General features: G+C 71.5%; 12 protein-coding genes. 9 read left to right on the top strand and 3 right to left on the bottom strand.

What is annotated here, in order from left to right; all coding sequences use genetic code 11:
- Positions 1-20: 20 nt before the first annotated feature.
- The 6 genes from dxr (at position 21) to OGH68_RS26935 (ending at position 7,354) form a co-directional block, all read left to right on the top strand.
- Positions 21-1,271 carry a 1-deoxy-D-xylulose-5-phosphate reductoisomerase gene (dxr, locus tag OGH68_RS26910; protein WP_264247566.1) on the top strand — a complete coding sequence of 417 codons (1,251 nt, stop codon included), beginning with the start codon at positions 21-23 and terminating at the stop codon, positions 1,269-1,271.
- Positions 1,268-2,569 carry a M50 family metallopeptidase gene (locus OGH68_RS26915; RefSeq protein ID WP_264247568.1) on the top strand — a complete coding sequence of 434 codons (1,302 nt, stop codon included), beginning with the start codon at positions 1,268-1,270 and terminating at the stop codon, positions 2,567-2,569. The genes dxr and OGH68_RS26915 overlap by 4 nt, the downstream gene beginning before the upstream one ends.
- Positions 2,570-2,737: 168 nt before the next feature.
- Positions 2,738-3,907: a flavodoxin-dependent (E)-4-hydroxy-3-methylbut-2-enyl-diphosphate synthase gene (gene ispG / locus OGH68_RS26920; RefSeq protein WP_264247569.1), complete on the top strand. Its 1,170-nt coding sequence runs from the start codon at positions 2,738-2,740 to the stop codon at positions 3,905-3,907.
- A gap of 176 nt (positions 3,908-4,083) precedes the next feature.
- Positions 4,084-4,926 carry a GNAT family N-acetyltransferase gene (locus tag OGH68_RS26925; RefSeq protein WP_264250316.1) on the top strand — a complete coding sequence of 281 codons (843 nt, stop codon included), beginning with the start codon at positions 4,084-4,086 and terminating at the stop codon, positions 4,924-4,926.
- A gap of 86 nt (positions 4,927-5,012) precedes the next feature.
- Positions 5,013-5,594 carry a GNAT family N-acetyltransferase gene (locus OGH68_RS26930; RefSeq protein ID WP_264247570.1) on the top strand — a complete coding sequence of 194 codons (582 nt, stop codon included), beginning with the start codon at positions 5,013-5,015 and terminating at the stop codon, positions 5,592-5,594.
- Between the two features lie 65 nt (positions 5,595-5,659).
- Complete coding sequence (locus tag OGH68_RS26935; RefSeq protein WP_264247572.1) at positions 5,660-7,354, top strand: proline--tRNA ligase; 1,695 nt, start codon at positions 5,660-5,662, stop codon at positions 7,352-7,354.
- Between the two features lie 345 nt (positions 7,355-7,699).
- Here the strand turns inward: OGH68_RS26935 and OGH68_RS26940 are convergent, their stop codons facing one another.
- Genes OGH68_RS26940 through OGH68_RS26950 form a run of 3 tightly spaced genes read right to left on the bottom strand, consistent with a single transcriptional unit; the run spans position 7,700 to position 9,637 of the window.
- Positions 7,700-8,566 (bottom strand): aminoglycoside phosphotransferase family protein, encoded by an 867-nt coding sequence (locus OGH68_RS26940; protein WP_264247573.1) that lies wholly within the window; start codon positions 8,564-8,566, stop codon positions 7,700-7,702.
- A gap of 22 nt (positions 8,567-8,588) precedes the next feature.
- The gene (locus OGH68_RS26945) at positions 8,589-9,044 is read right to left on the bottom strand and encodes a ferritin-like domain-containing protein (RefSeq protein ID WP_264247574.1); all 456 of its coding nucleotides are present in this window, start codon (positions 9,042-9,044) and stop codon (positions 8,589-8,591) included.
- Positions 9,041-9,637, bottom strand: a complete 597-nt coding sequence (locus tag OGH68_RS26950; RefSeq protein ID WP_264247575.1) for a hypothetical protein — start codon at positions 9,635-9,637, stop codon at positions 9,041-9,043. Before OGH68_RS26950 ends, OGH68_RS26945 begins: the two co-directional genes overlap by 4 nt.
- Before the next feature lie 152 nt (positions 9,638-9,789).
- On the opposite strand from OGH68_RS26950, the gene rimP reads away from it, so the two are divergent.
- The 3 genes from rimP to OGH68_RS26965 all read left to right on the top strand — a co-directional run bounded on the left by rimP (position 9,790) and on the right by OGH68_RS26965 (position 11,703).
- A complete protein-coding gene (gene rimP / locus OGH68_RS26955; protein ID WP_264247577.1) occupies positions 9,790-10,296 on the top strand; it encodes a ribosome maturation factor RimP in 507 nt (168 codons plus the stop codon).
- Positions 10,297-10,298: 2 nt separating this feature from the next.
- Positions 10,299-11,294, top strand: coding sequence for a transcription termination factor NusA (gene nusA, locus OGH68_RS26960; protein WP_264247578.1), 996 nt, complete (start codon positions 10,299-10,301; stop codon positions 11,292-11,294).
- 130 nt (positions 11,295-11,424) lie between these two features.
- The gene (locus OGH68_RS26965) at positions 11,425-11,703 is read left to right on the top strand and encodes a YlxR family protein (RefSeq protein WP_264247580.1); all 279 of its coding nucleotides are present in this window, start codon (positions 11,425-11,427) and stop codon (positions 11,701-11,703) included.
- Positions 11,704-11,711 lie beyond the last annotated feature (8 nt).

The raw sequence follows: 11,711 nt of genomic DNA on the forward strand, positions 1-11,711 counted from the left end.
AGTACGGCCACAATGGGGGGATGAGCGACAGCCCATCTCCCCTCGCAGACCCGCATCTCGTCTTCGACGCAGCCGAAGGCCGCCGGGACATCGTCGTCCTCGGCTCCACCGGGTCCATCGGTACGCAGGCCATCGACCTGGTCCTGCGCAACCCCGACCGTTTCCGCGTCACCGCCCTGTCCGCCGCGGGCGGACGGGTCGGTCTGCTCGCCGAGCAGGCGTACAAGCTGCGCGCGGGCACGGTCGCGGTGGCCCGCGAGGACGCCGTGCCCGCGCTGCGCGAGGCGCTCGCCGAGCGGTACGGCACCGAGCCGCAGCCCGAGGTCCTGGCCGGTCCGGACGCCGCGACCGAGCTCGCCGCCTCCCCGTGCCACACGGTGCTCAACGGCATCACGGGCTCCATCGGCCTCGCCCCCACGCTCGCCGCCCTCGAAGCGGGCCGTACGCTCGCGCTGGCCAACAAGGAGTCGCTCATCGTCGGCGGGCCGCTGGTCAAGGCGCTCGCCAAGCCCGGGCAGATCATCCCGGTCGACTCCGAGCACGCCGCGCTCTTCCAGGCGCTCGCCGCGGGCACCCGCGCCGATGTCCGCAAGCTGGTCGTGACGGCCTCCGGCGGCCCTTTCCGCGGCCGCACCAAGGCGCAGCTGGCGGACGTCACCCGGGAGGACGCCCTCGCCCACCCCACCTGGGCCATGGGCCCGGTGATCACGGTCAACAGCGCGACCCTGGTCAACAAGGGGCTCGAGGTGATCGAGGCGCACCTGCTCTACGACATCCCCTTCGACCGCATCGAGGTCGTCGTCCACCCCCAGTCGTACGTTCACTCGATGGTGGAGTTCATGGACGGCTCCACGCTCGCCCAGGCCACCCCGCCCGACATGCGCGGCCCCATCGCCATCGGCATCGGCTGGCCCGAGCGGGTGCCCGACGCGGCCCCCGCCTTCGACTGGTCCACCGCCTCCACCTGGGAGTTCTTCCCGCTGGACACCGAGGCGTTCCCGTCTGTGGGACTGGCCCGGCACGTGGGCGAGCTGGGCGGCACGGCGCCGGCGGTGTTCAATGCCGCGAACGAGGAGTGCGTCGAGGCGTTCCTCGCCGGGCGGCTGCCGTTCAACGCCATCATGGATACCGTCACCGAGGTGGTCGCCGAGCACGGGACCCCGGCACCGGGAACTTCCCTTACGGTGGCGGACGTCCTGCAGGCGGAGACCTGGGCCAGGGCCAGGGCCCGTGAAACGGCAGCGAAGGTGACGGCGGAGGCTCGCGCATGACGATTCTGTTGACCATTCTGGGCATCGCGCTCTTCGCGGTCGGGCTGCTCTTCTCCATCGCCTGGCACGAGCTCGGCCACCTCTCCACGGCCAAGCTCTTCGGTATCCGGGTGCCCCAGTACATGGTCGGCTTCGGCCCCACCCTCTGGTCGCGGCACAAGGGCGAGACCGAGTACGGCATCAAGGCCATCCCCATGGGCGGCTACATCCGCATGATCGGGATGTTCCCGCCGGGTGCGGACGGCAGGATCGAGGCCCGCTCCACCTCGCCGTGGCGCGGCATGATCGAGGACGCCCGCTCCGCCGCGTACGAGGAGCTGAAGCCGGGCGACGAGACGCGCCTGTTCTACACGCGCAAGCCGTGGAAGCGCGTCATCGTGATGTTCGCGGGCCCCTTCATGAACCTGGTGCTCGCCGTGGCGATCTTCCTCGGCGTGATGATGACCTTCGGCTCGCCGACGCAGACCACGGAGGTCGCCGGCGTGCAGAAGTGCGTCATCGCCCAGAGCGAGAAGCGCGACACGTGTGCGAAGGGCGACCCCGAGTCGCCGGCGTTCGCCGCGGGGCTGCGGGAGGGCGACAAGATCGTCGCCTTCAACGGTGAGCCGATCGACGACTGGGCCACCCTGTCGACCCGGATCCGGGACACCATCGGCACCGCCAGCGTCACGGTCGAGCGCGACGGGACCGAGAAGGTCCTCCAGGCGACGCTCATCGAGAACACGGTGGCGAAGAAGGACGAGGACGGCGAGATCGTCCCCGACGAGTACGTGCCGGCCGGCTACTTCGGCTTCGCCGCCAAGACCGAGATCCTTCCGCTGTCGTTCGGCGACTCCGTCGAGCGGATGGGCGGCATGATCGAGAACGGCGCGGAGGCAGTCGTCGCACTGCCGTCCAAGGTCCCCGACCTGTGGAACGCCGCCTTCGGCGACGGCGAGCGCAAGGACGACTCCCCGGTGGGCGTGGTCGGCGCCGCCCGCATCAGCGGTGAGGTGCTGAACCTGGACGTGCCGACGACGAACATCGTCGCGATCTTCCTGCAGGTGCTCGCTGGCTTCAACCTCTCGCTGTTCCTCTTCAACATGCTGCCGCTGCTGCCGCTGGACGGCGGTCACATCGCGGGAGCGCTGTGGGAGTCCGTGCGGCGGAACGTCGCCAGGGTCTTCCGGCGCCCCGACCCGGGCCCGTTCGACGTGGCGAAGCTCATGCCGGTCGCCTATGTGGTGGCGGGGATCTTCATCTGCTTCACCCTGCTCGTGCTGGTGGCGGACATCGTCAACCCCGTGAAGATCAGCTGAGCAATCCTTCGTGGGACATATGACGGCCGGGCACCCTTTGTGCCCGGCCGTCACTTTTGGAGGGACTTCGGTGCGCGATGTGCCCGGCCGAACTCCTGTGCCGTAATCTCGGGTGCTGGAGCCCGCCGATCTCGGGACCTCGATCCACACCTTGGGGTTGCACAGCAGATGACTGCAATTTCTCTCGGAATTCCGTCCGTTCCGACGAAGCTCGCCGACCGCAGGGTCAGCAGGAAGATCCAGGTCGGCTCGGTCGCCGTCGGCGGTGACGCGCCTGTTTCCGTGCAGTCGATGACGACGACCAGGACGTCCGACATCGGCGCCACGCTTCAGCAGATCGCGGAGCTCACGGCCTCCGGCTGCCAGATCGTGCGGGTCGCCTGCCCGACCCAGGACGACGCGGACGCCCTGGCCACCATCGCCAGGAAGTCGCAGATCCCGGTGATCGCGGACATCCACTTCCAGCCCAAGTACGTCTTCGCGGCGATCGACGCCGGGTGTGCGGCGGTCCGCGTCAACCCGGGCAACATCAAGCAGTTCGACGACAAGGTCAAGGAGATCGCCAAGGCCGCCGGCGAGGCGGGCACCCCGATCCGGATCGGCGTGAACGCGGGCTCCCTCGACCGCCGGCTGCTGGAGAAGTACGGCAAGGCGACGCCGGAGGCGCTCGTCGAGTCGGCGCTGTGGGAGGCCTCGCTGTTCGAGGAGCACGGCTTCCGCGACATCAAGATCTCGGTCAAGCACAACGACCCGGTCGTGATGGTCAACGCCTACCGCCAGCTCGCCGCCCAGAGCGACTATCCGCTGCACCTCGGCGTCACCGAGGCGGGCCCCGCCTTCCAGGGCACGATCAAGTCCGCCGTCGCCTTCGGCGCCCTGCTCGCCGAGGGCATCGGCGACACCATCCGGGTCTCCCTGTCGGCGCCGCCGGCCGAGGAGGTCAAGGTCGGCATTCAGATCCTGGAGTCCCTCAACCTCCGCCAGCGCCGCCTGGAAATCGTCTCCTGCCCCTCCTGCGGCCGCGCCCAGGTCGACGTGTACAAGCTCGCCGACGAGGTCTCCGCCGGTCTGGAGGGCATGGAGGTGCCCCTGCGGGTCGCCGTCATGGGCTGCGTCGTCAACGGACCGGGCGAGGCCCGCGAGGCCGACCTCGGAGTGGCGTCGGGCAACGGCAAGGGGCAGATCTTCGTCAAGGGCGAGGTCATCAAGACCGTGCCCGAGTCCAAGATCGTCGAGACCCTGATCGACGAAGCCATGAAGATCGCCGAGCAGATGGAGAAGGACGGCGTCGCCTCCGGCAGGCCGGACGTCGTCGCCGTGGGCGAGCCCGGCGCCTGACCCGCCGCCCCGGCCCTTCCGGGGTCCCGGGCCCGGCGCCCGACCCGCCCCTTCGGACCCTCCAGGACCCCACCGAGCCTCGTCGGCCGGTGGGGTCCTCCCATGGGCGCGCTACGCCCCGGACCAGCCGGGTAGAGTGCCAAGACCAGCAAACCGTGTGATGAGGCGCCCTCGTGTTGACGCAGACCACCACCCGGGTCCTCGACCCCGGCGAACTCGGCGCAGCGCTCGCCATCCTCGAGAGCGAGCCCGTGACGAATGCTTTCGTCACGGCCCGCGTCCAGGTCGCCGGGCTCGACCCGTGGCGGCTCGGCGGCGAGATGTGGGGCTGGTACGCGGACGGGCACCTGCGCTCCCTGTGCTACTCCGGCGCCAACCTCGTCCCCATCTGCGCCACCCCCGAGGCCGTGCGCGCCTTCGCCGACCGCGCCCGCCGGGCGGGGCGCCGCTGCTCGTCCATCGTCGGCCCCGCGGAGCCCACCGCCCAGCTGTGGCGGCTGCTCGAACCGAGCTGGGGCCCGGCCAGGGACGTACGCCCCCGCCAGCCCCTGATGGTCACCGACCGGATGCCCGAGGACATCGAGCCCGACCCGCACGTCCGCCGGATCCGCAAGGACGAGATGGATGTGATCATGCCCGCGTGCGTGGCCATGTTCACGGAGGAGGTCGGCATCTCCCCGATGGCCGGCGACGGCGGACTTCTCTACCAGGCCCGGGTCGCCGAACTCGTCGGCACCGGACGGTCCTTCGCCCGGATCGACGACGGCAAGGTCGTCTTCAAGGCGGAGATCGGCGCGGCCACCGACCAGGCCTGCCAGATCCAGGGCGTCTGGGTCGCCCCCGAACACCGCGGCCGGGGACTGTCCGAGACCGGTATGGCGGCCGTCCTGCGCTACGCCCTGGCGGACGTGTCACCGGTCGTCAGCCTGTACGTCAACGACTACAACACCGCCGCCAGGGCCTCGTACCGGCGGGTCGGCTTCCGCGAGGTCGGCGCCTTCATGAGCGTGCTGTTCTGAGTCCCGTCACGCCGCCCTGAACCCGCTGCCGCGAACCCCCACCGCCCCCTGCGGAACGGCGGACGACGGCAAGTAGGGTTCGGCCCATGCCAGCACTCACCGGGGACGGCCCGCACGGCCAGGACGTCGTGGTCGGGGCGCTCGATCTCGCCGCGCGGGTCGACGAGGCGCTCGCCGTACAGGCCCTCGCCTTCGGTCTCAGCGAGGACGAGATCGACATCCGCCGGTACATCGTGCTGCGCCACCTGCAGAACCCCGGAGCCCGCGCGCTCGGCGCCACGACGGGCGACGACCGGCTCGTCGGATTCGTCTACGGCATGCCCAACGACCGCACCCACTGGTGGTCCACCGTCGTCGAGCCGTATCTGCGCCGCACCGGGACCGAGGGCTGGCTCGACGACTCCTTCGTCATCACCGAGCTCCACGTCCATCCCGCCTTCCAGGGGTGCGGCATCGGACGCGCACTGATCACCGCCCTCACCGACGCCGCGGACCAGCCCCGCTCGATCCTCTCGGCGATCGACATCGAGAGCCCCGCCCGCAGCCTGTACCGCAAGCTCGGCTACCAGGACCTCGCGGGCCAGGTGCTGTTCCCCAGCGCGCCCAGTCCGTACGCCGTGATGGGCGCCCCACTGCCGCTGCGGAGGACGAGCGGCCCGGGGAACTGATTTCCGCCTCCCGGTGCGCCCCGGCTAACCTCCTGCACATCACACGTTCCGAGCAGGAGTTCACCATGGCCCAGGTCCAGCGCATGTCCCGTCTGATGGTCAAGACACTGCGCGACGACCCGGCGGACGCAGAGACGCTCAGCCACAAGCTCCTCGTCCGTGCCGGTTACGTCCGCCGCAACGCCGCGGGCATCTGGTCCTGGCTGCCGCTCGGCAAGCGCGTCCTGGAGAACGTCACCCGCGTCGTGCGCGAGGAGATGGATGCCATCGGCGCCCAGGAGGTGCTGCTCCCGGCACTGCTGCCCAAGGAGCCGTACGAGGCGACGGGCCGCTGGGAGGAGTACGGCGCCGAGCTGTTCCGCCTCAAGGACCGCAAGGGCGCCGACTATCTGCTCGGCCCGACGCACGAGGAGATCTTCACCCAGCTGGTCAAGGACCAGTGCACGTCCTACAAGGACCTGCCGGTGATCCTCTACCAGATCCAGACCAAGTACCGCGACGAGGCGCGTCCGCGCTCGGGCATCCTGCGCGGCCGCGAGTTCCAGATGAAGGACTCGTACTCCTTCGACACCAGCGACGAGGGCCTCGCCGAGTCGTACGCCCTGCACCGCGAGGCGTACATCAGGATCTTCGAGCGCCTCGGCCTCGAGCACAAGATCGTCTCCGCGGTGTCCGGCGCCATGGGCGGCTCGGCCTCCGAGGAGTTCCTGGCCCCCGCTCCGGCCGGCGAGGACACGTTCGTCTACTGCCCCTCCTGCGACTACGCGGCCAACACCGAGGCCGTCACCTTCGCCCTCGCCCCGGTCGAGGGCGCGGACCACGGCCCCGTCGAGGAGCTGGACACCCCCGACACCCCGACCATCGAGACGCTCGCCGCCCACCTGGGCGTGCCGGCCTCCGCGACCCTGAAGAACCTGCTGGTCAAGGTCGACGGCGAGATCGTCGCCGTCGGCGTCCCGGGCGACCGCGAGGTCGACCTCGGCAAGCTGGGCGACCACCTGGCCCCGGCCGCCGTCGAGCTGGTCACCGCGGAGGACTTCGTCGGCCGCCCGGACCTGGTGCGCGGCTACGTCGGCCCGCAGGGCCTGGAGAAGGTCCGCTACCTCGCCGACCCGCGCGTCGCGCCCTGCACGGCGTGGATCACCGGCGCCAACGCGGAGGGCAAGCACGCCAGGAACGTCGTCGCGGGCCGGGACTTCGAGGTCGACGAGTACCTCGACGTCGTGGTCGTCGAGGAAGGCGACCCGTGCCCGAAGTGCGCGGCCGGTCTGAAGCTCGACCGCGCGATCGAGATCGGCCACATCTTCCAGCTCGGCCGCAAGTACGCCGACGCCTTCCAGCTCGACGTCCTCGGCCAGAACGGCAAGCCGGTCCGCGTGACCATGGGCTCCTACGGCGTCGGCGTCTCCCGCGCGGTGGCCGCGCTCGCCGAGCAGACGGCCGACGAGCAGGGCCTGTGCTGGCCGGCCGAGATCGCCCCCGCGGACGTTCACGTCGTCGCCGCGGGCAAGGCGCTCCAGACCGAGCTCGCCCTCGACGTCGCCGCGCAGCTGGGCGAGGCGGGCCTGCGGGTCCTGGTCGACGACCGTGCCGGTGTCTCGCCGGGCGTGAAGTTCACGGACGCGGAGCTGATCGGCGTCCCCAAGATCCTGGTGGCCGGCCGCCGCTCCGGCGAGGGCGTGCTGGAACTGAAGGACCGGCGGACGGGCGAGCGCGAAGAGCTTCCGGTCGCGGAGGCGGTGGCGCGCCTGCGCGCCTGACCCGGAGTGCGGGGTTCTCCCCTCCCCTCCCCTCCCCATCCCGTAACCGGGCTCCTCTCCCTACGCCTGGCGGCGTGGGGGACCCCCAGGACCCGTACCGCGCTTCGCGCGGTGTCCTCAATCTCCCCCTACGGCCTGGCGGCCGTGGGAGGGGGTCCCTCCCACGGCCGCCAGGCCGTAGGGGGAGTACCCCCAGCCGGGCGGAAATGCCGCTGCGCGGCATTTCCAGCGTCGCCGGCGATTGAGGCGCAGGGCTCCGGGGCAGAGCCCCCGGTTTCGGGAAGGGGCGGGGAGGGGAAGGGCTCCGCGCAGCGGTCGGCCCCGTACCCGCCTCCGCTCACGCGGCTACAACCAGCCCGCGAACTCCAGCGCCAGTTCCCCCTCCGCGCGACGCCCCGCGGCCACCGCCCGTGTCCCCGACTCCACCGCCCGGAACAGCGTCCAGCCCCGCAGCCGCTCCCGGTCCACCTCCAGGGAGTCCGCAAGTTTGTTCAGCCGGCGGCGTGCCGCCGACGGGCCCGCGGAGGACGCGACGAGGTCCTCGACCCGGTCGCGCACCAACCTCGCCAGGTCGTAGGCGCGTTCGCCCACCAATGGCTCCGGACCGACCGCCAGCCACGGCACACGGTCGCCGGAAAGCACCTTGCCCTGGCGGAAGTTGCCGTGCAGCAGCAACTCCTCGGGCGGGAGCGCGACCAGTTCGTCCCGGGCCGCCAGCGCCGCCGCGACGAGCGGCTCGTCGGACTTCCGCATCGCCTCGGCCTGCCGCCCGGTGCGCCGTGCCACCGTCTCGAAACCGTGGCCGGCCGGGGGCTCCACCCACAGCCGCCGCACCGTGCCCGCCGCCTCCAGCAGCGCCTTCGCCTCCGGCAGAGACCGGAGCGATACCTCCGGATGCAGCCGCTCCAGCAGCAGCCCGTCGTCCGTGGCGGTGTCCAGCAGGCGCACCGCGCCCCAGCCGTTCCACTGCTCAAGCGCGGCCCGCTCGAGGCCGGGCGCAGCGGCAGGCGGGGCGAGTTTCAGCGCGGCCGGGGTGCCGTCCGGCTGCCGTACGAGAAGGACCAGGCTGCTCCGGCCGCCCGGCGCGACGGCCCGTTCGACGTCCAGCTTCCGCCGGTCCACCGTCTCCCGGACGGTCCCGGGCAGCCGCGCCAGCCACTCGTCGTCCTCACCGAGTGCCCGGACCAGCCGCTGCGGCGGTTCGAAAGCCATACGTCAGCAGTTCCCTTTCCCGTCAGTCCCGGCCGCCCCGCTCGGCGAGCCCAGGAAAGGCTACGCCGCTGCCGCGCCAGCGGACGGCGCGGACCGCCGCCTCGCGCAGCGCCCCGGCGGCTTCGAGCCGCAGGGGACCTTCCGAGGCCCGTATGAGATCGGAGTAGACGCCGGCGACGCGTTCCTCCAGGACGGTGGCGAGCCGTATCGCCGCGGCGGCGTCCGGCACGGGGAAGGGCAGGGCGTAGCCTGCGGCGGCCGCTGCGGGCTTTCCGCCGAGATCGCGCACGGTCCGCGCCAGGGCGTCCCGCCGGGACCGGTGGGCGGCGTGGGCGGCGGCGGCCTCGCTCTCGCGGTCGTCGCCCACCCGTCCGCCGACCACGCCGTAGCCGTAGACCGCCGCGTGCTCCGCCGCCAGGGCTGCCTGTAGGGCGTCCAGGCGGGCCGTGACGTCGCTCCGCGCGTCCACTGTGCTCATCGGGCGTCACCCTTCGTCAGCAGGTACTCATGCGCGGCGCCGGCGGCCGCGACGGAGGCGAGCAGGCGGGCGAGTTCGGGCTCTGCGTCGGCCAGGGCCGCGGTGTGGCTGTCCGAGGTGCGGCGCTCGGCCGCAGCCAGCGACTTCAGTGCGGCGGCGGGCTCGTCCGGGACCGGGGCGGAGGCACCGGCGGACGCGGCGGCCGGGGTCGGGCCGTCGGGGGACGGAGAGGCGGGCCCGGCGGCCGGGGCCGGGACGGAGGCGGACGGAGAGGCGGGCGCGGAGGAAGGCGTCACCTCGGACGCCGGTCCCGCCAGGGCCACCACATGCGCGGCGACCTCCGCACGCAGCGGCGTCAGCCGGCCGGCGAGCGCCGGATGGCGGGCGATGACGGCGTCGTACTCGTCCCGGAGCGCCGTGCTCGTGCCCACGAGGCGCACGCGCAGAGCGGCCTCGGCACGGGCACGGTCGGCTGCCGGGTCCCGGGTGCGCCGGGAGACGGGCGTGTCGCTCGAACAGCCCGTCAACAGGCCCGCCGCGGCCACCCCCGTCGCCAGAAGCGCACGTCTGCGTGTCGTCCCCGTGCGCCCCACGGCCGTCTCCTCGGGTTCGCAATGATCATCGCCGCAGGCGAGCGTACCTGCGGGCCCTGCGTGGGTGGACGGCAACACCCCCCGCGACCGGCTACCCTTTCTTCGACACGCGACGATCCCACAACAGCACACGCGGCCGAGGAGTCACCCGGATGAGCACCACCCAGAGCGAGAGGCTGCGCGGGCTGCTGGAACCGCTCGTCAGCGCCGCGGAACTGGATCTGGAAGAGATCGAGGTCTCCCGGGCGGGCCGGCGCCGCATGCTGAGGATCACCGTGGACTCCGACGACGGCGTCGAGCTGGACGCCTGTGCCGAGCTGAGCCGCGCCATCTCCGAGAAGCTCGACGAGACGGACGCGATGGGCGAGGGCGAGTACGTCCTCGAAGTCAGCTCCCCCGGCGCCGACCGGCCTCTCACCCAGCACCGCCACTACGTGCGCGCCACCGGCCGCCTGGTGAAGCTGCAGCTGCACTCCGACGGAGCAGCCGAGGAACTGGTGGCCCGCATCCTCACCGTGGACGACGAGGGGCTCGATCTCGAGGTGCCGGGCGTGAAGGGGCGCAAGCCCACCGCCCGCCGGGTCGCCTTCGACGAGATCGCCAAGGCGCGCGTGGAGATCGAGTTCAACCGCAAGGACAAGAAGGAAGAGGAGGCGTAGCCGTGGACATCGACGTGAAGCTCCTGAAGGGCTTGGCACAGGAGAAGGAGATCGCTTTCGATCTGCTGGTCGAGGCCATCGAGTCGGCCCTCCTCATCGCGTACCACCGCACCGAGGGCAGCCGCCGCCACGCCCGGGTGGTGCTCAGCCGGGACACCGGTCATGTGACCGTGTGGGCCAAGGAGGACCCGGCCGACCTGGAGGAGGGGCAGGAGCCCAAGGAGTTCGACGACACCCCGTCGGACTTCGGCCGGATCGCCGCCACCACCGCCCGTCAGGTCATCCAGCAGCGGCTGCGCGACGCGGAGAACGACGTCACGTTCGGTGAGTACGCCCGCCGTGAGGGTGACATCGTCGCCGGCATGGTCCAGCAGGGCAAGGACCCCAAGAACGTCCTGGTCAAGCTGGACGACAAGCTCGAGGCGATCCTGCCGGTGCAGGAGCAGGTGCCGGGTGAGGAGTACACGCACGGTCTGCGTCTGCGCACCTATGTGGTTCGGGTGGCCAAGGGTGTCCGCGGTCCGTCCGTCACGCTGTCGCGGACGCACCCGAACCTGGTGAAGAAGCTCTTCGCGCTGGAGGTCCCCGAGATCGCGGACGGCAGCGTCGAGATCGCCGCGATCGCCCGCGAGGCCGGCCACCGCACCAAGATCGCCGTCCGCTCGACCCGCTCCGGACTGAACCCCAAGGGCGCCTGCATCGGCCCGATGGGCAGCCGCGTGCGCAATGTCATGGCGGAGCTGCACGGCGAGAAGATCGACATCGTGGACTGGTCCGACGACCCGGCCGAGATGGTGGCGAACGCCCTGTCCCCGGCCCGTGTCAGCAGGGTGGAGGTCGTCGACCTCGGCGCCCGCTCCGCCCGGGTCACCGTTCCGGACTACCAGCTGTCCCTGGCGATCGGCAAGGAGGGGCAGAACGCCCGTCTGGCCGCACGTCTCACCGGCTGGCGCATCGACATCCGCCCGGACACGGAGCAGGGTGCCGAGCAGGGCTGAGGAATCGACCGGGGCGGAATCCTGTTGCACGAATGACGGGAGCTGCCCAGGATCTCACCAGGATCAGGACAACAACCGTTCGATTCTTGCCCCCAAGGGGTGAGGTCGGTGCGGGGAGGTAGACTTAAGCGTGTCTGGCCGGACGCATGCCCGCGTGTGCCCTGAGCGAACCTGTGTGGGATGCCGGGAGCGAGCGGCCAAGAGCGATCTGCTGCGCATCGTGGTGATCGAGGGCGAGTGCGTCCCCGATGATCGCGGTACGCTGCCCGGCCGGGGTGCGTACGTGCACCCCGCCTTGGTCTGTCTCGACCTGGCGGTCCGCCGCCGGGCGTTCCCGAGGGCCTTCCGGGCCCAGGGACCGCTCGAGACCGCCGCGGTGCGGCGGTATGTCGAGCAGGCAGCACCGTAAAGAGAAAG

This window comes from Streptomyces peucetius, assembly GCF_025854275.1.
In the GTDB taxonomy this organism is placed as follows: Bacteria; Actinomycetota; Actinomycetes; order Streptomycetales; family Streptomycetaceae; genus Streptomyces; species Streptomyces peucetius_A.